Genomic DNA, 20,830 nt, shown 5'->3' with positions numbered 1-20,830 from the left:
GATGTTTGCAAGACGGATTGGCAATATCTATCGCCTTGGCATCAAGGAGCTATACAGCCTTAAGCGTGACATTGTTTTGATGATCCTGATCTGCTGGGCGTTTTCCTTTGCAATCTATAATGCAGCGACCGGCTTTTCGCACGATTTGCATAACGCATCGATTGCGATTTCAGATCAGGACGGATCGGCCATTTCACTGCGCATCCGGGATTCGTTCCTGCCCCCGTTTTTCCAGACGCCAGTCCAGATTGACGAACGCGATATTGATGCGGTGATGGATAGCGGCGAGTTTACCTTTGTCCTTGTCATTCCGCCCCGGTTCGAGCGCGATCTGATTGGCGGACGCAACCCGGAAATGCAGCTTAATATCGATGCCACGGCAATGATGCAGGCCGGGATCGGTCAAGGCTATGTCAGCAACATCATCGCACAGGAAATTACCGCCTGGCTTGGTGGCAAATCGGCTTATGCCGGACGCAATAGCGAACAGGCAGCCCAGATCGTCACGCGCTATGCCTATAACCAGAACGCCACAAGTTCGTGGTTTACTGCGACCATGGAAATCATCAATGGCATTACCATGCTGTCGATCATTCTTTCGGGTGCCGCATTAATTCGTGAACGCGAACATGGCACGATCGAGCATCTTCTGGTGATGCCGCTTGATCCGTTTGAAATCATGATGGCAAAGGTCTGGGCCAACGGGCTTGTCATCCTGATTGCCAGCACGCTGTCACTGATATTCGTGGTTCAGCTGATCCTTGGGGTGCCGGTGATCGGATCGAAGCTTTTATTCATGGCGGGTACGATCCTGTATCTGTTCTTTGCCACCGCGCTTGGCATTTTCCTGGCGACCATGACGCGATCCATGCCGCAATTCGGGTTGCTGTTTATCCTTGTGGTCCTGCCGCTTCGGATGCTTTCGGGCGGCACCACACCGATTGAAAGCATGCCCGAAACGCTTCAGAACATCATGCAGATCGCGCCATCAACGCATTTCGTGAAATACGCGCAAGCCATCCTGTTTCGCGGGGCGGGCATTGATGTGGTGTGGCCGGAATTTCTTTTGGTCTTCATCATCGCCAGCGCGTTCTTTGCATTCAGCGCCATGCGGTTCAGAAAGAGCATCGCGCAGATGCGGTGAGCACTACGATGTCAAGGCAATTGGCTTAACAAGTGCGTGACGCATTTGTTCAACTACAGCAGCTCCGATGATCGGTCTGAACTGATCTAAAAATGAGTTTTGATCTCTTGAAACAAAGAACTGCCACGAACAGCTAGCAAGCAGCTTGTTGTAGTTTTCAGGTAAACATCGATCAGATGGATTAACAGCCCCACAAAGTGCAAACTGATTAGAAATCGGCATGATTACGCGCGAGATTGCATCTAGTTTGAAAAATACGTACGGCCCCCAATTCCCATCATTATCTGAGGCAATAGCGACACAATCAGGTAGTACCAAGTCAGAATTTTGACAGGGCACTACCCGCCATTCCAGACGCTCAAGACCACGCACGCGCTGACTGGGAGCCAAACCTTGCTTCAACACGTTACGATGAGAGTTTTCAACGACCTCATTGATACCTCGCTGAATACCTTCCAACTCCTCGGTAATACGACCCAAGTTTCTCTGGAAGTTCTCATTAAAGTTTTTGCGGGTCCATTGTGATGCTAGTTCGCGAAACCCAAGCTTACTAATACCTTTTAGTGAGAACTCCACTGAGTAACGCTCGTAAATGCTGTCGAATTCGTCTCGAACTAATTTCGGTAGCACAAGGGCGTCTATTCCAAGTGCTTTTCGGGCCAACGCAGGGCTTGAGAATTCGCTTTCGAAACGACCGACAATACGCTTTGCAGCGAACCCAAAGCTTTCACGAACTACGGCAGCCCTCACACAGAGATGCACAACAAGTTCACCTAACTTCAGCTTCAATCCTGCATCAATTCGCTGCGTAGCTCTTAATTGTACGAGCATTGAGTTCAAACCGTTCTCATAACTCGTAATACGATCATCAAGGGTTTCCCCTGTTCCATCAGGCCTCGAATAGAAATACCTTTGGGCGGCTACTCCGTCGGTAGCTGTGGAGAAAACATTCTCACGGCTGAAAACAACGACTTGAACAACTTTTCGTCCACGTGGACGCCCGAATCCTTTGAGTAGAAGCTGAGGAATGTAATGCTGCTTTATTCCCGCCATCGGCCCTCCGACCAAACCAATATGATGAATATCATCCAGTATATGGCCCCCACACCGAAACTCACTCAAATCTGATTGAGATAGGTACAGGAAGAGCTAAAACACAAAACCCCGCGCGGCAACCCGGCGGGGTGGGAATGGTGGGCCTAACAAGACTCGAACTTGTGACCTCTCGCATGTCAAGCGAACGCTCTAACCAACTGAGCTATAGGCCCCTATGGGTGTAAAAGATGGTGGGCCTAACAAGACTCGAACTTGTGACCTCTCGCATGTCAAGCGAACGCTCTAACCAACTGAGCTATAGGCCCGCAAATCCATCTTTTAAAAGACCGCCCCGATCAGGGTGAAAGGTTCGGTCCGTGCCGTTTGCGTCGGCGAGGCGGTATTTAGCCCAAGGCAGACAAAGGCGCAACCCCAGAAATGGAATTTTGACAAAAAATCTTCATCAATTCTGCTCCAATTACCATATGCTAGGGGAAGGATCGCGGGATATTCAACAACCCATACAGGGATGGACATTACGAACGACAATGAACCAGTTGCCTTCGGAAATTGCCTCTAGCGGGCCTGCTACTGTTATCCTGCCACCAGAGCAAACATTGCCGGTGGTGTTTGCATCCCCGCATTCGGGTCGCCACTATCCCAGGGACCTGATTGAAAATGCGCGGATCGGATCGTTTGAACTGCGCGCATCGGAAGATGCCTTTGTCGATCAGCTTTTTCTGGCCGCGCCCAAGCTGGGCGCGCCGTTGCTGTGCGCGACATTTCCACGGGCCTATGTCGATGTGAACCGGGCTGCGATGGAACTTGATCCGCGCATGTTTGACGGACAATTGCCCCATGATGCGGAAATCAATTCGATGCGGGCCCTTTCGGGGCTTGGGTCGATTCCGCGTGTGGTCAGTGGCGGGGTCGAGATTTACAAATCCCGCCTGCCTGTCGAAGAGGCGCTTGAACGTATTGATACCTATTACCATCCCTATCACCGGGCCTTGCAGAAACTGATTGATCAAACGCGTGATACGTTTGGTTATTGCATCCTGATTGATTGCCATTCGATGCCCGGCGATTCCGCAGACAGCATGAAAAACCGCGTTGATCTGGTGCTTGGCGATTGCTATGGAAGTTCCTGCCACCCGTCATTGACGCGGTTTGTGGATGATTGTCTTCGCGATATGGGCTTTGGCCCGGCCCATAATGATCCTTATGCCGGGGGCTATTGCACCCGCCATTATGGCCGCCCCGAGGAGCATGTGCACAGCCTTCAGATCGAGCTGTCGCGTGCCCTTTATATGGATGAAGCCACAATCACCCCGCATCGCGGATTTGACATTTTGCGCGATCAGATGACTGCCTTGATCGCGTCCTTCCACGATCTCGACGGGAACCCGTTTTAATGACCACCCCGACCGATACTGCGACCAGCGATGTTTTGCACGATCTGGTGATTCGCGATGCCGAACCCGATGATTTCGAGCGCATCACGGAAATCTATGGCCATCATGTATTGCATGGCCTTGCCTCGTTCGAGGAACGCGCCCCTGAAATTGCCGAACTGACATCGCGCTGGCAACATGTGCGCGAACGCGGCCTGCCCTATCTTGTGGCGGAGCTTGACGGACGGGTCGAAGGATTTGCCTATGCCGGATCCTACCGGACGCGCCCGGCCTATCGTTTTACGGTCGAGGACACGATCTATATCGCGCCCGATGTTGTCGGCAAGGGTGCCGGGCGCGCATTGCTTTCAGAACTGATCAAACGGTGCACAGCGCTTGGTTATCGCCAGATGGTGGCGGTGATTGGCGACAGCGCCAATGTCGCATCCATCGGCCTTCATGCACGGCTTGGCTTCCGGGTTGCCGGAACATTGCAGTCGGCGGGCTTTAAACTGGGCCGCTGGGTCGATAGCGTGATCATGCAGCGCGGCTTGGGCGATGGTGACGGCACCACCCCGGAAAGCAATCCAAAGCGCGAAAAATAGACCAAACCAGATCCTGGAATGGCTCATACCGGATATGAGCCATTCAAATCCGCGCATTCATTAGCAAAACCTACTCTTCCAGCTAGTTTCGCAACGCCCGAAACGTTCTTATTCTCCGTCGCCTGAAGACCATACGGGGAGAAGAACGATTTTATGCTGAACGATCTCGCGACCAGCTATGCCAGCTTGCCGGATGAAACCGTCCGGGTCCTCCATTTCGGGATATTTGCCCTGGCAGGTTTATTGGGGGCGATATCACGTAACAGCAAACTTTCGATCACCAGGGCGCAGTATTTCGTCAGCCTTTCGCTTTTGGCCTTTGCCAATGCAGTTTCCGGGATCGGAACGCTTTTTACCCTGCCCGCAATCGAACATAATCTTTATTGGCTGGCGACGGGATATCCCCTGATTGTCATCACACTGACCGGATTTATCCTTGGTCGTGTTTCAGTCGCACGGGCGATCGATATCGGTGGACAAAAGCAATTGGCAATTCTGGGATTTATCCCGCTTGCCAATCTTTATCTTCTTTTGAAAGGCGGACGTAACCGACCAGGATTTTTGCGCCCCGGCACCACCCCGTTTTTATCCGGTGGAAAGGGCGTCGCAGTTGGCCTGATGATCTTTGCGCTTGGTATTTATACGTCGGTTAATATCAAAACGACCCTGATCACCGAGAATTACCAGAAACAGTTAAGCGCCCAGCTTGGCCGGATCGCGGACGAGCTTCAGCCCATGCTGCCGATTACGACCGGCGAAACAGTGGATCTGGTGATGGTCAAGGCCGCCCAGAACGAATTGCAGCGGACCTATATCGTTTACGAGCCGGGCTTTGAATTTACATCCGATGCCCACGAGCAGATCGCGGCTTATCTGTGCAATGACCCGAAAATCGAAATACTGGTGAAGGCCGGTGCGGTGTTTGTTGAAAACTATGTCACCGATCACGAGCACCTGAACACCTTCAGGATCAGCCAGACCGACTGCGGACAGTAAGCCGTCAACAGCCCAGCCCTTAAAACGGCGCTTCCCCGGGAAACCGGCGGCAGCGCCTTTTTTATGTCAAGACAGAACGGCCGCCCCCAGCGCACACCTATTGGAAATGCACGCAACGCCCGCGGGTTGATTTGCAGCGCACAATAACCCACATCCGGATTTTCATTTTTAACGTGATGGTTAATTACCGCCCGGAAATTCGCGCGAAATGGCTGAATTCAGGCAAAAAAGAAGGCCGCCTGTGACAGCGGCCCAAGTCTAGGGAGGAAACGTCCAAGAAACGAGCGACAAGTCGCTCGCCGGAATGCACTGCGTCCTACCGCAGCGCACAAATGGAGATTACTCATTTGCCGGGGAGGACGCAATAGCTTTTTGACTATTTTTTCGTCAAAAATTTAGATGCATATTTTTTCATCACATTTTTATGACAATGCACGCCAATCGCTCGGGAAATCCTCAGATCGAGGTTATTTTTTGATCACCGAAGAAAAGAACCCCGACATCCGCAACACACGAATCGTCGCGAATCCATCCCGAATCCCGACCAAAGTTTCCCGACATCACAGCCGCGATTCCTGAAACACGTGCCAGTTTCCACATCAGGACACAGGGCGAACGCCCCGGCACCTTCTACCCTGCCCTATGGCCGGACAGATCACACCGCCAAGACACACCAAGACAAACAGCGCACGCCCCACAGGAAGACGTACGCGAATCAGAGATAAGATACAGGGGAAAAGCAGCACGACCAAGATCGGCTCAAATCCTGACACAGCCAGGGGCCGAAAGCAGGTCCGTCAGTTAATTGTGCGATCAACAGGCACTTGCGCTGCACAAGGACTTGAAAGCTTGCGCGCAGCGCTTCGACGACCAGACAGACCATTAGAGATCAGTTCATCATGATCGCGACGCTTCTTGGCCTCGTACATCCGACGATCCGCAAGCTCGATCAGGTTTTGCGGCAAGGCAATCGCATCTTCGATCCGCTCGGACAAACCGACACTGGCCTTTTGAACCTGCCCGTTTTCAAGGGCCGCCAATCCCGGCGCCATAACACGATCAAGAACCTCGGCCGCGCGCGTGCGGTCCAGTTCCGGCAGAAGAACAAGGAATTCCTCCCCGCCCCAGCGCACAACAAGGTCTGAACGACGGAAACGGGTCACAAGGTTTTCGCCGACCTCGCCCAGAATACGGTCGCCGTAATCATGACCATAACGGTCATTGATCTGTTTGAAGTCATCAAGATCGATGAAAGCCACCGTATAGGGGGCCTTTTTGCGCAACGCCCCGTCGAAACTGACCTTGATCATTTCCATGCCAAAGGCGCGGGTATAGCAGCCCGTCAACGGATCAATCGCAATTTCCTGTGCCGCCACGATAGTCCGATAAAGCTGTACCAGCGCCGAGAACACCGCAAGCGGCAGCAAGACCGCCAGCAACATTTCAAGCGGAACAGCCCCGGTCGCCAAGGACACATGTGCCCCGACAAACAAAAGACCAAGGATCGGCAAGGAAAGTGCCACCGCCTCGACCAGGGTCACTGGCATGATGGCAATCATCAAGACAAGCCCCAGCATCAGGAAACTGTGCGTGGAATGCATCCGTGACGTTGCACCGGCATCGTTGCCCGCAAAAACCGCAAGCAAGCAGCCCGCAAGAATAAGCATCAGCATCGGCAAATACGGAAAACGACGGCGCAACCGCGCATTGACCGCACGATTGGTAATCACCGCAACCGCAACAGCCGAAACCAGCATGCGCATCAAGACAGTTTGCGAAGACCAGATATCAAGGGAAAAAGCACCATCCCAGAACGGGGCGGCAATCAATAACACAAGAACGAAAAGAGCTGCAAAACGGGCGGAGAGCTGAATCGATTCCTTACGCCGGAGATGCATGAGCTCGGCATGCCTAGGCGTATAGAAGAAGTCACGATAGCAACACCGCAAAGCCCCGGCAGTGCGCCTACCATCTCTGTGGGAGTCGGATAGCACGCAGAACAGCTCCAGCATTATTATTTTCAAGGACGTACCTGTCCCTGCTTACAATCATCATGGTTCACTTATTTAACCAAAGATACAACTATCCGTTAGAGGTGGAAGCACCCAAAAAAGAGAACAACATCACAATTTCGGGAAAAATTATCGCGCAAACAATTGAAAAATATACGTAAATTTTCAACGCAAAATTTTGGAACGAATTGGAAAAAACTTAACCTTTTCGAGTTTCAGGAAGTATCACTCCAATCCACGGTATCGCAAAAATCAAAAAAGGCCGCACCGGATAAACCGACGCGGCCTTTGATTTTTTGCCCTGAGATCACATCACCAAAGCGATGAAACCCGAACCGTGATCAGCCCCAGAGAGCCCGATCAGGAAGACCCATAACCCCTTTATCAAAGGTCAGGGCATTTTCGCGATCCTTGGCCATCCAGATCGGGCCATCAAGATCAACAATGCGCGACATCGCACCGGTGATCATGGCCGGCGCCATCGCAAGCGACGTTCCGACCATGCAACCGGTCATCAACTGCATCCCGGCCTTGGAGGCGGCTTCTGCCAGCTCCAGCGCGCCGGTAAGACCGCCGGTTTTGTCGAGCTTGATATTGATCATGTCATACAGGTTGGCCAGACGCGGAATGTCAGCAACCGTATGAACCGATTCATCTGCACAAAGCAGAACCGGGCAATCAATGTCGATCAGGCCGTCATCCTGCCCGGCAGGCAGTGGCTGTTCGATCATTTCAACACCCAGCGCATCAAGCTCGGCCCCGATATCGGACAGCAGATCAAGCGACCAGGCTTCGTTGGCATCAACAATGATACGGGCCTTGGGCGAACCTTCACGAACCGCACGAACGGATTCGAGAACGTTTTCGCCGTTCAGCTTGACCTTCAACAACGGTGCATGGGCAATTTTACGTGCCGCCTCGCGCATATTGTCAGGTGTATCGATGCTAAGCGTTTCGGCCGTGACCAGACCTTCAGGTGCCTTATGACCAATCATTTCCCAGACGCGACGTCCGGTACGCTTGGCTTCAAGATCCCAATAGGCACAATCAACAGCATTGCGTGCTGCACCGGCCTTCATGGCGTCCTGAAGTTCAAGACGGGTCATGCCGCGTGACAGCGCATCGGCCTGTGCAGTGATGTCAGCCATGACACCGTCGACAGTTTCGCCGTAACGGGCATAGGGAACGCATTCCCCATAGCCCGTATGCGTGCCGTCCGTCAGGGTCACCTTGACCACATATGCCTCGGTCCGTGCCCCGCGCGAGATTTTGAAAACCTGTGCAAGGGGAAAGACTTCGGAAATCACAGTGAGTTGGGGCAACTTAAATCTCCTGAAGCTTGTCGACGATCGAAGCGACACCGGTACGAACCGGGTCAACAGCCGGAAGACCGAACTCGGCTTCGATATCAGCCAGCAACTTGGTTGCTGCTGCTTCGTCGAGTGCCTTGGTGTTGATTGCAAAACCGACAACCACGCAATTCGGGTTGGTCAGTTTGGCATGCATCAGATTGACATCCATGCAGGTCTTGAGATCAACAAGTTTGTAGCCCGGAAGGCCGCGCATGTGCGCACGGGTCGGCTCGTGACAAACAACAAGCGCGTCGGGCTGGGAACCGTGGATCAGGCCCATGGTCACACCGGAATAGGAAGCGTGGAACAGGCTGCCCTGCCCTTCGACAACATCCCAGTGATCTTCATCATTGGCCGGTGCGATGGTTTCAACAGCGCCGGAAATGAAGTCGGAAATCACGGCATCAACAGAAATGCCTTCGCCCGCGATGAAGATACCGGTCTGGCCGGTGGCACGGAAGTCGGACTTCATGCCGCGTTTTTTCATCTCAGCATCGATTGCAAGCGCGGTATACATTTTACCGACCGAGCAATCGGTACCAACAGCAAGAACGCGCTTGCCGGAACGTTTTTCACCGTTACCAACCGGAACCTGGCCATCGAAATGGCGAACGTCAAACAGGCTGACACCTTTGGCAGCGGCTGCTTTGGCAAGTTCAGGATTCGTGGTAAGACGGGTATGAAGGCCGTTGGCAACATCCATGCCGGCTTCAATCGCGGCAAGAATGGTTTCCATCCAGGCCGGGCCGATGATCCCGCCGCGGTTAGCAACACCAAGAACCAGCGTCTTGACGCCAGCGGCCTTGGCGTCGGCAATGGTCATTTCCGGCAGGCCAAGATCAGCCTTGCAGCCCGGAAGGCTGAGCTGACCGACGCACCATTCCGGACGCCACTGTTTGATGCCAATTGCGGTTTTTGCCGCCAGTTCGTCCGGCGCGTCACCAAGAAACATAAGATAGGGATGTTCGATTTTCATAATACCTCCTTGACCAGCGTCCAAACGCTGCCCTTATAATCTGGGGAGACTATAGCGCAATATGGTGGAGCCGTTCCAGTCATATGAATTGATATATGCGACGATATCACCAATATTTCGACTATAATTCTAAAAATAAGACCAATAAGAAAATTAAATACAAAACTCTTCGAATACCAACATTCTTTCTTGTGAAATTTGTCGGGAATGGCCCGAAAAACGCAAGAAAATGCAATTTTGAAGGACTGGCGTGAAAGCGCCCGACTACATATGAGCACCGATCTCAAGAAGTGGCTATCTGAGCGAAAAATCGAAGAAGTCGAATGCATTGTCCCGGATATGTCAGGGGTTGCCCGCGGCAAGGTCTTGCCGACGCAGAAGTTCCTGCGCGGCCTCGAAGCCAAAAGCCTTGCCATCCCGGAAGCAATTTTCTGCCTGACTGTGACCGGCGGATACCCGGAAGAAACCGATGCATTCCTTGACCCGGCCGAAAAAGACGTCGTGATGGTTCCCGATCCCGAAACCATCCGCGTTGTGCCGTGGTACGAGGAGCCGACTGCCCAGATCATCTGCGATTGCTATCACTTCTCTGGCGAGGAAGTTTCGACCTCGCCGCGCGGGGTTCTTAAACGCGTTCTCAAGGCTTTTGAAGAACGCGGCATGAAACCCGTTATCGCCCCGGAACTTGAATTTTATCTGGTGGCAAAGAATACCGACCCCGATAACCCGCTTGAGCCGCCAATTGGCCGTTCGGGCCGCCCGGAACGTGCATCGAATGCCTTTGGCATCGACGCGATCAACGAGTTCGATCCGCTGATCGAAGATCTTTATGATTATTGCGAAGCCATGGATATCGATGCCGATACCATGAGCCACGAATCCGGCCCGGCCCAGCTTGAAATGAACTTTAACCATGGCGAGCCGCTTGAACTGGCCGACCAGTCGTTCCTGTTCAAGCGCACGCTGCGCGAGACAGCACTCAAGCACGGAGTCTATGGGACATTCATGGCAAAACCGATGGGCAACCATCCGGGAAGTGCCATGCATATCCACCAGAGCCTTGTCGATATCGATAGCGGCAAGAACCTGTTTGCCGATGATGATGGCGAAAACTCGAAGATGTTCCTGAACTATATTGGTGGCTTGCAGCGTTACCTGCCCGCTGCCATGCCGCTTCTGGCACCGAATCTGAACAGTTATCGTCGTTTGCAGCCCTGGTCGGATGCCCCGATCAACATGCACTGGTCGCTTGATAACCGCACCGTAGGCCTGCGCCAGCCAAATGGCCCGGCTTCGGCACGTCGTATCGAGAACCGCATTCCGGGTGCGGATGCCAACCCGTATCTTGCGGTTGCCGCATCGCTTGCCTGTGGCCTGCTGGGCATTATCGAGGAAATCGACCCGACATCCCCGATTGAGGGTTCGGGTTATGACCGGGCACATTCCCTGCCCCGTCACATCCACGAAGCGCTGGCGAAATTCCAGCGTTGCAAGCCGCTCAAGGAACTTCTGGGCGAGGAATTCTCGGCCGCGGTTCTTGCAGTCAAGGAAGCGGAATGGGATGCTTATCAGACCGTGATCAGCGCCTGGGAGCGTGAGCACCTGTTGCTGAACGTTTAATTTCGCTTATCGAATTTTGCGCCGGGAAACGAAGCCCGGCGCAAGATTCTTGCATCACTTATGCCTAATTTTTCACTTGATGCGAAAAATGCACAATTTTCCATCTTGTGTTTGACAATATCCTGATGCATTCGAAGGATATTGAACGTGTCCTCGGATCCTGGAGGAATGCAACAACAGGATCACAAACTTTTCAAACGCTGCCACATGGGAGGCTCAGCGAAATGAAATCACTTCTTAAATCTTCAAGCCTTGTCGTGCTTGCGTCTGTCGGCTTTGCCGGTGCGGCGCATGCCGAAGATGTTCTGAACATCTACAACTGGTCTGACTATATCGGCGAAGAAACCATTGCCAATTTCGAGAAAGAAACCGGCATCAAGGTTAACTACGACGTATATGACAGCAACCAGGTTGTTGAAGCCAAGCTTCTGGCCGGCAATTCCGGCTATGACATCGTTGTGCCGACCCTGGCCGACGCGGAACGCCTGATCAAGGCAAAGATCTTCCAGCCGATCGACAAATCCAAACTGTCGAACTATGGCAATCTTGATCCGGTCATCCTGAAACAGCAGGCCAAATACGACCCGGACAACACCTATGCGGTTCCGTATTTCTGGGGCACCAACGGCTTTGGCTATAACGTCGAAAAGGTCAAGGAAGTCCTTGGCGATGACGCACCGGTCGATAGCTGGGCGATGATCTTTGATCCGAAATATGCCGAACCGCTTTCGAAATGCGGTCTCAGCCTTCTGGATGATCCGGGCGAAGTTGTTCCGCTTGTGAACTTCTATCTTGGTAACATGGAAGACGGCGCACCGTCGGCGGCAACCATTGAGTCGGGTATTGCCCAGCTTGAGAAAATCCGTCCGTTCGTGACCTATTTCCACAGCTCGCAATACATCAACGACCTTGCAAACGGGAACACCTGCGTTTCTGTTGGCTGGTCGGGTGACGTTGGCATGGCTGCCCTTCGTGCAGAAGAAGCCGGCAACGGCAACGAGATCAAGTATGTCATTCCGAAGGAAGGCACCCTGATCTGGTTTGATGCCATGATGATCCCGGAAGATGCACCGAACCCGGAACTGGCACATAAATTCATCGACTATGTCCTGCGTGCCGACGTTGAAGCCGACATTGCCAACTATGTCGCCTATGCAACGCCGAACCTTGCCGCCATGGAGCTGGTCGACGAATCCCTTCTGGCTGATCCGGGCATCTATCCGCCGCAGGAAGTCAAAGAACGTCTGCGTTCGAAAGTCGAGCCGGGCTCGCGCGAATTGCGTACCCGCACCCGTCTGTGGACCAAACTTAAAACCGGTCAGTAAGACAGGGATTTGGATCATCATTTGATGATCAGACATCAGAAATGAACAGGGCGCGATTTCGATCGCGCCCTTTTCTTTATCCGCAATCCCAGCCCTTCGGGATGCTGTTGGTCATCTGCGGATGTGACTCGCAACCTTGTGACAAACTTCACAGCGCATCGATCTGTTTCACGGACGGCGCGCACAGTCGAATAATGCACATTTTCTGAACACCCATGGCCAATTTACTGCCATTTATCATGGCACAGACTGGATGTTGTTCGAAATATCGCACACCCCTCTTTACAGATTGTAGAATTGCTTCATCCTGTTATCAGAGCGAACCGACATACCGGCGCCGACGCAACACTCATAGATTGCGCAGCAGATCATCAGGGACTGTCGTCTGGTCTAATCGGTTCATCTTGATATTGAAACAGGGGAGAATGCTGGTGCCTGAGGCGGTTTTGGAGCGCGCGCACGAAGATGTGCATAAGACGCAACCTTGGAACAATCCAGATGCGGTTCCCTATATCCGCTTCGAGAATGTGACCAAGAAATTCGGCGACTTCTATGCCGTCGACGATGTTTCCCTTGATATTTATCGCCACGAACTTTTTGCCCTTCTGGGTGGTTCGGGCTGCGGGAAAACGACGCTTTTGCGAATGCTGGCCGGATTTGAAGAACCCACATCGGGAAAGATTTACATCGACGGCGTCGATATGGCAGGTGTTCCGGCCTATGAACGCCCGACCAACATGATGTTCCAGTCCTATGCCCTGTTCCCGCATATGACGGTTGAACAGAATGTGGCGTTCGGGCTTGTGCAGGATGGTGTTTCGCGCTCCGAGATCAAGGAACTCGTCGCCGAGATGCTGGGTCTGGTGCAGATGAGCAAATTTGCCAAACGCAAACCCCATCAGCTTTCAGGCGGTCAGCGCCAGCGCGTTGCCCTTGCCCGGTCACTGATCAAGCGCCCCAAGGTACTTCTGCTTGATGAACCGCTTGGCGCACTGGACAAGAAGCTTCGCGAACAGACCCAGTTCGAACTGGTCAATATTCAGGAAAAGGTTGGCACCACCTTTGTCATGGTCACCCATGACCAGGAAGAAGCCATGACCATGGCATCGCGCATTGCGGTGATGAATGAAGGGGTGATCAGTCAGACCGGAACGCCGTTCGAGCTGTATGAATATCCCAACAGCCGCTATACCGCGAACTTCCTTGGCCAGGTCAACCTGCTTGAAGGGGTGCTGGTTGATGATGACGAGAAATATGCCGTCATCAAATCGGACGAAGCCAATTGCGATATCTATATCGATCACGCCGTTCAGGGCCATGAAGGCATGACATTCTGGGCGGCAATCCGCCCGGAACGCCTGCGCCTGACCAAGACCGAACCCGAGGAAACCAAATACAATTGTGTTTCGGGCAAGATCGAAGAGATCGGGTATCTTGGCGGTATTTCGACCTATCACGTGCGCCTTGAAAGCGGCAAACGGATCAAGGTTACCGAACCGAATACCGGCCGCCATAACGAGCCGACCTATACGTGGGAAGATCGCGTTTGGGTATCGTGGGAGGCCGGGGCTGCGTCGGTTCTGAACAAATGAGCAGTGACAAGCTAACCCTGAAACAACGTTTTGATCGCTGGATGATCAAACATGGCCGGGTACTGGTCATTGGCATCCCGTATTTCTGGCTTTTCCTGTTCTTCCTGGTGCCGTTTCTGATCGTTCTGAAGATCAGTTTCTCGGTGGCGGAATATGCACAGCCGCCCTATACGCCGCTGTTTGAATGGATTGATGAAGGCATCACGATAACACTTAATTTCGGGAACTATCTGTTCCTGTTATCAGACAGCCTTTATGCCACCGCCTATCTTAACTCGATCCGTATTGCAGCCATTTCAACGATCATCACCCTTTTGATCGGTTATCCGATGGCCTATGGCATTGCGCGCGCCCGCGGATCGATGCGCAGCGTTCTTTTGATGCTTGTGATCCTGCCATTCTGGACCAGTTTCCTGATCCGTGTTTATGCCTGGATCGGCATTCTTGACCGAGAAGGCCTGATCAACGCGTTTCTTCTTTGGACCGGGATCATTTCCGAACCACTGATCATGCGCCAGACCGAATTCGCGGTCTATGTCGGCATTGTTTACACCTATTTGCCTTTCATGATCCTGCCGCTTTATTCGACGCTTGAGAAAATGGATGTCAGCCTGATCGAGGCCGCACTTGATCTGGGCTGCAAGCCCTGGCAGGCCTTTGTCAAAGTGACGCTGCCATTGTCGATGCCGGGCATTCTGGCCGGGTCGCTTCTGGTGTTTATTCCTGCTGTTGGTGAATTTGTTATTCCGGAACTTCTGGGTGGTCCGAACACGCTTATGATCGGTCGAACCCTTTGGAACGAATTCTTTGCCAACCGTGACTGGCCGATTGCATCGGCCGTGGCGATTGCGATGCTGCTGTTCCTTGTGGTTCCGATCATGTGGTTCCAGCATATCCAGACCAAGCAGGAGGAACGTGAACAATGAATGGCAAACGTTCAACCTTCCTGATTTCGGCATTGGTGTTCGGCTTTGCGTTTCTGTACGTGCCGATCCTGCTTGTGATCATTTACTCGTTCAACGAAGGCAAACTCGTTACGGTTTGGGCAGGCTTTTCGACCAAATGGTATGTGTCGCTGTTTAACAATGACGGCATGATTGATGCCGCCTGGAACAGCCTGCGCATTGGCGTGATGTCGGCAACGCTTGCCCTGGCACTTGGCACGCCCGCCGGGCTTGTCATGTCCCGTTTCGGGCGGTTTAAGGGCCGGACCATGTTTTCTGGGATGATTGCCGCCCCGCTTGTGATGCCCGAAGTCATTACCGGCCTGTCGCTTTTGCTGTTGTTTGTGACACTTGAACAACTTGTTGGCTGGCCAGCAGGACGTGGTCTTTCGACCATCACGATTGCCCATACGACATTCTGTGCGGCCTATGTCGCGGTTGTTGTGCAATCGCGCCTGTCGGGCATGGATATCTCGGTCGAGGAAGCGGCAATGGACCTTGGCGCGAAGCCGGCCAAGATTTTCTTTGTCATCACGCTTCCGATGATCCTGCCGGCCCTTTTGGCCGGGTGGCTTTTGTCTTTCACCCTGTCGCTTGATGATCTGGTGATTGCAAGCTTTGTCGCGGGTCCGGGCTCCACCACCCTGCCGATGAAGGTATTTTCTTCGGTACGCCTCGGCGTATCGCCGGAAATCAACGCGCTTGCGACCCTGATCATCCTGACTGTGTCGATCATGATCGTGATTGCCAGCTTCCTGATCCTGCGATCAGAACGGATGCGCAATCGCGCAGCCAATGGCAGCGACGCGTAATCCGCACCGCTCAAACCAAAGACCTAAAAAAACAGCGCCGGAACATCAGTTCCGGCGCTGTTTTCTATTCAGAAGATCGAACCCCTGTTATCCGCAATCGGCCTCAGCGGCGCGACGCATCATTTCCCGGCATTTCATGCCAGGTGCGGCTACGCGCCAATAGGACACGACGGCTTCTTCAGCGGCCTCTTCGAAATCAATGATCAGGTTGGTCAACGCGTTCTGTTCCATCAGCTTTTTAACGCGATCAGGCAGCTGTGACATCTGCCACAGGCCAATCACCAGCGCATAGGAAGACCGCATCAGTTTACTGGCCGCATCAGGTGTGATGGCATAAAGCTCGGCCAGGGCATCCGCAGTACGTTTGACCATCGATGCCAGGAAACGGCGCTGTCCGACGACCATTTCGTCGTCCGAGCCAGATTCCAGCACGCCCTGCGACAAAGACGCAAGACACAGGAATTTCTCATTCTTTACAAGATATTGCACAAATTCACGGGCCACGCGGGTTGAATCCCGCTCTTCGGGCCGACGCAGTGCTTCCTGATCGATGATATCAAGATTGTTCTCAAACCAGCTTTTCTGGAAGTGACGCAGCACTTCGAGGAACAAAGCCTCCTTGCTTGAGAAATAGAGATAAAGTGTCCCTTTGGCCAGATTGGCCTTGCGGGCAACTTCAGCGGCCGATGGCAACGTTCCATCGCCTTCGAGATAGAGTTCACGTGCAGCTTCAAGAATATCTGCACGACGCTTTAACTTTTGTTCATGGCTACGTGCCCGAACAAGATTCTCTTGTTCCATTTAGTTAACTTCCCCCAGCGTTTTTCCCCGTGCATATTATTGCATTGTAATTCACCTAAAAGTCAAACCGTGGAACGAGAATAAATCGACAAAACTCATGACGCCTTGAAAAATCAGGGGTTTCATCTGCAAAAACCCCTACGTATTAGATGAATTATGGTCACATAAACCCAGCGCAACACCAAAATCTGAACAAATTTCGCGAATCAGTACATTTTCAAACCGAGTCGCGATTTGTAAAAATGCGCACAGACTACCAATTACCGCCCCCTGCCCATCAACGAACACGTTTCCGCACGCCACAATCGAAGTGACCTTGTGTTCATTTCACGGGCTTGGGCGGATTGATCAAACCGGAAGTTCGGTTGTCCGTTTGACTTCGCGAAGCGTGATGACGGTCTGGACGCGTTCAACACCGGGCAACTGGGTCAGGACTTCGCTGTGGATGCGCTCGTAATCGGCGGTGTCACTATAAACGACATGCACCAGATAGTCGCTTTGCCCGGCCAGAAGATAGCATTCGACAACCTCCGGAACTTTTTGGACTTCTTTTTCAAAGGTTTCGAGTGCTTCGCGAGTCTGCCGGGTGATGGCGATATTGACGAAGGCATTGCCGGGCTTGCCGATCCGGGCCGGATTGAGAAGCATGGTGTAATGGTCAATGAACCCAGCCTCTTCCAGCAGGCGCACACGCCGCAAGCACGCCGATGCCGACAGGTTCACCTTTTCGGCAAGGTCGGCGTTACTGATACGACCGTCTTTCTGCAACAAGCGCAGGATCATACGATCCCGTTCGTCCATCTGCATTTTGAATAATCCTCCGTGATATCGATCATTCTTTTAAATTATCTAGCAATGATACCACCAATCGCATCTGGAATTGAAGATTAATTGCCCCATTTTTAGGGTATCATGCAGAAACCATAAGAAAATGGGCGCAAACCGCCCGGGTGCCATGGCAAAAGCCATGAAACACCGCAATTGCCACCTTATTTCGTCGGGAGAAAACGAAATGCTTATCGGTGTTCCAAAGGAAATCAAAAACAACGAGTACCGTGTCGGGCTGACACCCAGTTCAGTCCGCGAAATCACTACCCACGGCCATGCTGTCAAAATTGAAACCATGGCCGGTGCCGGCATCGGCTTTAGCGACGCGGACTATGTCGCAGCCGGTGCAGAAATTGTCGGCACCGCGGCCGAGATCTTTGCCACCGCCGAAATGGTGATCAAGGTCAAGGAGCCGCAAAAAGTCGAATATGAACAGCTGCGTGAAGGACAGTTGCTGTTTACCTATCTTCATCTGGCACCAGACCCGGAACAGACCAAAGGCCTGATCAAATCCGGTGTAACGGCGATTGCCTATGAAACCGTGACAGATCGCAATGGCGGCCTGCCGCTTTTGGCGCCGATGTCCGAAGTTGCCGGACGCATGGCCCCGCAAGTCGGCGCAACAGCCTTGCAAAAAGCCAATGGCGGGCGCGGCATGTTGCTGGGCGGTGTTCCGGGTGTTGCCCCGGCCAAGGTCGTTGTGATCGGCGGTGGCGTTGTTGGCACCAATGCCGCCCGTATTGCTGCCGGGATGGGCGCGGATGTCACGATCCTTGATAAGAACGTCAAACGGCTGACCTATATTGATGATGTATTTGGCCCGCGGATCAAAACCCAGTATGCGACGATTGATGATACCGAGGCGGTGGTATTTGAAGCCGACATGGTTGTTGGCGCAGTTCTGATCCCCGGTGCCGCCGCCCCGAAACTGATCCGCAAGGACCAATTATCAAAGATGAAACCGGGTTCGGTCATTGTCGATGTGGCGATTGATCAGGGCGGATGTTTTGAAACATCCAAAGCCACCACCCATGCAGACCCGACCTATATCGTGGACGATGTCGTGCATTACTGTGTTGCCAATATGCCCGGTGCGGTCGCACGCACATCGACCTTTGCGTTGAACAATGCCACCCTGCCCTTTGCCCTGGCACTGGCCAACAAGGGTTGGAAACAGGCGTGCACGGATGACGCACATCTGGCCGCGGGCCTGAACGTCCATAACGGACGGATCACCTATCAGGCGGTCGCAGATGCCCTTGGCTATGACAGTTTGTCGCTGGAAAAGGCGCTGGCCTGATCAACAGCGCCCAAAGCACTCAAAGCACCAAAACAAAAAAAGGGCACCGAAAGGTGCCCTTTTTCATGTCTTTGGCGTATGCCGGATCGATCAGAATTCGACCTGGGTCACATCACGTACAGCACCCTGATCGGCACTGGTTGCCATGGCGGCATAGGCACGAAGGGCGGTTGTGACTTTACGTTTGCGCGGCTTGGCCGGGCGCCATGCTTCGGGGCCCTTGGCCTCCATCGCCTGACGGCGGGCAGCAAGCGTCGCGTCATCAACGGCAATCTTGATCGTCCGGTTCGGGATATCGATTTCGATCATATCGCCCGGTTCGATCAGGCCGATATCACCACCAGCCGCAGCTTCCGGTGACACGTGACCGATCGACAGGCCCGAAGACCCGCCCGAGAAACGACCATCGGTGATCAGCGCACAAGCCTTGCCCAGCCCCATCGATTTCAGATAGCTGGTCGGATAGAGCATTTCCTGCATGCCCGGCCCGCCCTTTGGTCCTTCGTAACGAACGATGACAACGTCACCTTCCTTGACTTCACCACCAAGAACCTTGGCAACGGCTTCGTCCTGGCTTTCGCAGATCACAGCCGGGCCGGTGAATTTCAGGATGCTTTCATCCACACCACCGGTTTTAACGATGCAGCCATTGACCGCAAGGTTGCCAAACAGAACCGCAAGACCACCATCCTGACTATAGGCATGTGCAACGTCACGTACGCAGCCTTCTTTTTCGTCAAGATCAAGATCATCCCAATAACGTTCCTGCGAGAATGCGGTCTGGGTCGGAACACCGCCCGGCATTGCACGGAAGAACTTGTGAACAGCTTCGTTGGTGGTGCGTTTGATGTCCCATTTTGCAAGGGCATCTGCCATGGTTTTGGTATGCACGGTCGAAACATCGGTGTGCAGCAAACCGGCACGATCCAGTTCACCCAGAATACGCATGATCCCACCGGCACGATGGACATCTTCCATGTGGAATTTCGGATGGTTCGGCGCGACCTTGGAAAGATACGGGATCTTGCGCGACAAACGATCCATGTCGGCCATGGTGAATTCAACCTCGGCTTCCTTGGCTATTGCCAGAAGATGCAGAACCGTGTTGGTCGAACCGCCCATTGCGATATCAAGCGCCATGGCATTTTCAAATGCCTCGAAGGTGGCAATACCACGCGGGGTCGCGGTGATATCTTCTTCTTCGTAATAGCGACGTGCCAGCTTGACCGATGTGCGTGCAGCTTCAAGGAAGAGTTCCTTACGCGCAGCATGGGTTGCCAGCACCGAACCATTACCCGGAAGCGCAAGACCAAGGGCCTCGGCCAGACAGTTCATCGAGTTGGCGGTGAACATGCCAGAGCAAGAACCACATGTCGGGCACGCAGAACGTTCAACGGTTTTGACCTGTTCGTCCGAAATTTTCGGATCGGCAGCCTGAACCATCGCATCGACCAGATCGAGGTGATGTTCGTCGCCGTTCAGGATTACCTTGCCTGCCTCCATCGGGCCACCGGACACAAACACAGCCGGGATGTTAAGGCGCATCGCAGCCATCAACATGCCCGGGGTGATCTTGTCACAGTTGGAAATGCAAACCATCGCATCGGCGCAATGGGCATTGACCATGTATTCGACGGAATCGGCAATGATTTCACGGGACGGCAAGCTATAAAGCATGCCGTCATGACCCATCGCGATGCCATCATCAACAGCAATCGTGTTGAATTCCTTGGCAACACCACCGGCGGCCTCGATCTCGCGGGCGACCATCTGGCCGAGATCCTTGAGATGGACGTGACCGGGCACGAACTGGGTAAAGCTGTTGACGACCGCGATGATCGGCTTGTCGAAATCTTCGTCAGTCATACCAGTGGCGCGCCAAAGGCCGCGCGCACCGGCCATATTGCGGCCATGGGTTGTTGTACGGGACCGATATTCCGGCATGGAGGAACCTCTCTAAATCTTCGCGGGGTACGTTTCTTTATATTATCGCGTTCTAGCACAGTATTCGCGCATTTTGACAGTTTTTTGCGTGAAAATTTCATCTGGCGTGTTCATTTGATACGATAACTACCCATTTGGGTTAAGAACGGC

The 20,830-nt window shown here is 53.1% G+C and carries 17 protein-coding genes and 2 tRNA genes; 10 read left to right on the top strand and 9 right to left on the bottom strand.

What is annotated here, in order from left to right; genetic code table 11:
* Position 1 precedes the first annotated feature (1 nt).
* Complete coding sequence (locus tag TH19_RS10995; RefSeq protein ID WP_114102397.1) at positions 2–1,144, top strand: ABC transporter permease; 1,143 nt, start codon at positions 2–4, stop codon at positions 1,142–1,144.
* Positions 1,145–1,147: 3 nt separating this feature from the next.
* Here TH19_RS10995 and TH19_RS10990 read toward each other — a convergent pair whose 3' ends face one another.
* The 3 genes from TH19_RS10990 to TH19_RS10980 form a co-directional block, all read right to left on the bottom strand.
* Positions 1,148–2,197 (bottom strand): DUF4238 domain-containing protein, encoded by a 1,050-nt coding sequence (locus TH19_RS10990; protein WP_114102396.1) that lies wholly within the window; start codon positions 2,195–2,197, stop codon positions 1,148–1,150.
* Between the two features lie 138 nt (positions 2,198–2,335).
* Positions 2,336–2,412: transfer RNA gene (locus tag TH19_RS10985), tRNA-Val, on the bottom strand.
* Positions 2,413–2,428: 16 nt separating this feature from the next.
* Positions 2,429–2,505 (bottom strand) — tRNA-Val (locus TH19_RS10980).
* Between the two features lie 222 nt (positions 2,506–2,727).
* Between TH19_RS10980 and TH19_RS10970 the strand changes: the two genes are divergently transcribed.
* The 3 genes from TH19_RS10970 (at position 2,728) to TH19_RS10960 (ending at position 5,174) form a co-directional block, all read left to right on the top strand.
* Complete coding sequence (locus TH19_RS10970; RefSeq protein ID WP_114102394.1) at positions 2,728–3,594, top strand: N-formylglutamate amidohydrolase; 867 nt, start codon at positions 2,728–2,730, stop codon at positions 3,592–3,594.
* Positions 3,594–4,178 carry a GNAT family N-acetyltransferase gene (locus TH19_RS10965; RefSeq protein ID WP_114102393.1) on the top strand — a complete coding sequence of 195 codons (585 nt, stop codon included), beginning with the start codon at positions 3,594–3,596 and terminating at the stop codon, positions 4,176–4,178. Before TH19_RS10970 ends, TH19_RS10965 begins: the two co-directional genes overlap by 1 nt.
* A gap of 153 nt (positions 4,179–4,331) precedes the next feature.
* Positions 4,332–5,174 carry a hypothetical protein gene (locus tag TH19_RS10960; protein WP_114102392.1) on the top strand — a complete coding sequence of 281 codons (843 nt, stop codon included), beginning with the start codon at positions 4,332–4,334 and terminating at the stop codon, positions 5,172–5,174.
* A gap of 797 nt (positions 5,175–5,971) precedes the next feature.
* On the opposite strand, the gene TH19_RS10955 is transcribed toward TH19_RS10960, so the two are convergent.
* The 3 genes from TH19_RS10955 to dgcN all read right to left on the bottom strand — a co-directional run bounded on the left by TH19_RS10955 (position 5,972) and on the right by dgcN (position 9,514).
* Positions 5,972–7,072, bottom strand: coding sequence for a GGDEF domain-containing protein (locus TH19_RS10955; RefSeq protein WP_258547915.1), 1,101 nt, complete (start codon positions 7,070–7,072; stop codon positions 5,972–5,974).
* A gap of 455 nt (positions 7,073–7,527) precedes the next feature.
* Positions 7,528–8,508: an N-acetyl-D-Glu racemase DgcA gene (dgcA, locus tag TH19_RS10950; RefSeq protein WP_114102390.1), complete on the bottom strand. Its 981-nt coding sequence runs from the start codon at positions 8,506–8,508 to the stop codon at positions 7,528–7,530.
* A 1-nt stretch (position 8,509) separates the two neighbouring features.
* Positions 8,510–9,514 (bottom strand): N-acetyltransferase DgcN, encoded by a 1,005-nt coding sequence (gene dgcN / locus TH19_RS10945; RefSeq protein WP_114102389.1) that lies wholly within the window; start codon positions 9,512–9,514, stop codon positions 8,510–8,512.
* 270 nt (positions 9,515–9,784) lie between these two features.
* Between dgcN and TH19_RS10940 the strand changes: the two genes are divergently transcribed.
* From TH19_RS10940 to TH19_RS10920, 5 genes are all read left to right on the top strand, one after another.
* Positions 9,785–11,134, top strand: coding sequence for a glutamine synthetase family protein (locus TH19_RS10940; protein ID WP_114102485.1), 1,350 nt, complete (start codon positions 9,785–9,787; stop codon positions 11,132–11,134).
* Between the two features lie 224 nt (positions 11,135–11,358).
* Complete coding sequence (locus tag TH19_RS10935; RefSeq protein ID WP_114102388.1) at positions 11,359–12,459, top strand: polyamine ABC transporter substrate-binding protein; 1,101 nt, start codon at positions 11,359–11,361, stop codon at positions 12,457–12,459.
* Between the two features lie 425 nt (positions 12,460–12,884).
* A complete protein-coding gene (locus TH19_RS10930) occupies positions 12,885–14,051 on the top strand; it encodes an ABC transporter ATP-binding protein (RefSeq protein ID WP_114102387.1) in 1,167 nt (388 codons plus the stop codon).
* A complete protein-coding gene (locus TH19_RS10925; RefSeq protein WP_114102386.1) occupies positions 14,048–14,977 on the top strand; it encodes an ABC transporter permease subunit in 930 nt (309 codons plus the stop codon). The genes TH19_RS10930 and TH19_RS10925 overlap by 4 nt, the downstream gene beginning before the upstream one ends.
* On the top strand, positions 14,974–15,807 hold the full coding sequence (locus TH19_RS10920) for an ABC transporter permease subunit (RefSeq protein ID WP_114102385.1): 834 nt from the start codon (positions 14,974–14,976) through the stop codon (positions 15,805–15,807). Before TH19_RS10925 ends, TH19_RS10920 begins: the two co-directional genes overlap by 4 nt.
* Before the next feature lie 87 nt (positions 15,808–15,894).
* Here the strand turns inward: TH19_RS10920 and TH19_RS10915 are convergent, their stop codons facing one another.
* Both TH19_RS10915 and TH19_RS10910 read right to left on the bottom strand, forming a co-directional pair.
* The gene (locus TH19_RS10915) at positions 15,895–16,608 is read right to left on the bottom strand and encodes a TetR/AcrR family transcriptional regulator (RefSeq protein ID WP_114102384.1); all 714 of its coding nucleotides are present in this window, start codon (positions 16,606–16,608) and stop codon (positions 15,895–15,897) included.
* Between the two features lie 348 nt (positions 16,609–16,956).
* Entirely contained in the window at positions 16,957–17,415 is a 459-nt protein-coding gene (locus TH19_RS10910; protein WP_068518095.1) for an Lrp/AsnC family transcriptional regulator, read from the bottom strand.
* Between the two features lie 205 nt (positions 17,416–17,620).
* On the opposite strand from TH19_RS10910, the gene ald reads away from it, so the two are divergent.
* Positions 17,621–18,736 (top strand): alanine dehydrogenase, encoded by a 1,116-nt coding sequence (ald, locus tag TH19_RS10905; RefSeq protein WP_114102484.1) that lies wholly within the window; start codon positions 17,621–17,623, stop codon positions 18,734–18,736.
* A gap of 90 nt (positions 18,737–18,826) precedes the next feature.
* On the opposite strand, the gene ilvD is transcribed toward ald, so the two are convergent.
* Positions 18,827–20,680: a dihydroxy-acid dehydratase gene (ilvD, locus tag TH19_RS10900; protein WP_114102383.1), complete on the bottom strand. Its 1,854-nt coding sequence runs from the start codon at positions 20,678–20,680 to the stop codon at positions 18,827–18,829.
* Between the last annotated feature and the right edge of the window lie 150 nt (positions 20,681–20,830).

The organism is Thalassospira profundimaris (assembly GCF_003326675.1).
In the GTDB taxonomy this organism is placed as follows: Bacteria; Pseudomonadota; Alphaproteobacteria; order Rhodospirillales; family Thalassospiraceae; genus Thalassospira; species Thalassospira aquimaris.
The sequence above is the reverse complement of the archived record's forward strand: the minus strand, read 5'-3'. Positions and strand labels throughout refer to the sequence as shown.

Excerpts from the sequence above, each read along its gene's own strand:
- TH19_RS10925 (WP_114102386.1), top strand. The coding sequence starts at position 14,048 with ATGAGCAGTGACAAGCTAACCCTGAAACAACGTTTTGATCGCTGGATG.
- TH19_RS10940 (WP_114102485.1), top strand. The coding sequence starts at position 9,785 with ATGAGCACCGATCTCAAGAAGTGGCTATCTGAGCGAAAAATCGAAGAA.
- TH19_RS10955 (WP_258547915.1), bottom strand. The coding sequence starts at position 7,072 with ATGCATCTCCGGCGTAAGGAATCGATTCAGCTCTCCGCCCGTTTTGCA.
- TH19_RS10990 (WP_114102396.1), bottom strand. The coding sequence starts at position 2,197 with ATGGCGGGAATAAAGCAGCATTACATTCCTCAGCTTCTACTCAAAGGA.
- TH19_RS10920 (WP_114102385.1), top strand. The coding sequence starts at position 14,974 with ATGAATGGCAAACGTTCAACCTTCCTGATTTCGGCATTGGTGTTCGGC.
- TH19_RS10910 (WP_068518095.1), bottom strand. The coding sequence starts at position 17,415 with ATGCAGATGGACGAACGGGATCGTATGATCCTGCGCTTGTTGCAGAAA.
- TH19_RS10960 (WP_114102392.1), top strand. The coding sequence starts at position 4,332 with ATGCTGAACGATCTCGCGACCAGCTATGCCAGCTTGCCGGATGAAACC.
- ald (WP_114102484.1), top strand. The coding sequence starts at position 17,621 with ATGCTTATCGGTGTTCCAAAGGAAATCAAAAACAACGAGTACCGTGTC.
- ilvD (WP_114102383.1), bottom strand. The coding sequence starts at position 20,680 with ATGCCGGAATATCGGTCCCGTACAACAACCCATGGCCGCAATATGGCC.
- TH19_RS10915 (WP_114102384.1), bottom strand. The coding sequence starts at position 16,608 with ATGGAACAAGAGAATCTTGTTCGGGCACGTAGCCATGAACAAAAGTTA.
- TH19_RS10970 (WP_114102394.1), top strand. The coding sequence starts at position 2,728 with ATGAACCAGTTGCCTTCGGAAATTGCCTCTAGCGGGCCTGCTACTGTT.
- TH19_RS10930 (WP_114102387.1), top strand. The coding sequence starts at position 12,885 with ATGCTGGTGCCTGAGGCGGTTTTGGAGCGCGCGCACGAAGATGTGCAT.
- TH19_RS10935 (WP_114102388.1), top strand. The coding sequence starts at position 11,359 with ATGAAATCACTTCTTAAATCTTCAAGCCTTGTCGTGCTTGCGTCTGTC.
- TH19_RS10965 (WP_114102393.1), top strand. The coding sequence starts at position 3,594 with ATGACCACCCCGACCGATACTGCGACCAGCGATGTTTTGCACGATCTG.
- dgcN (WP_114102389.1), bottom strand. The coding sequence starts at position 9,514 with ATGAAAATCGAACATCCCTATCTTATGTTTCTTGGTGACGCGCCGGAC.
- TH19_RS10995 (WP_114102397.1), top strand. The coding sequence starts at position 2 with ATGTTTGCAAGACGGATTGGCAATATCTATCGCCTTGGCATCAAGGAG.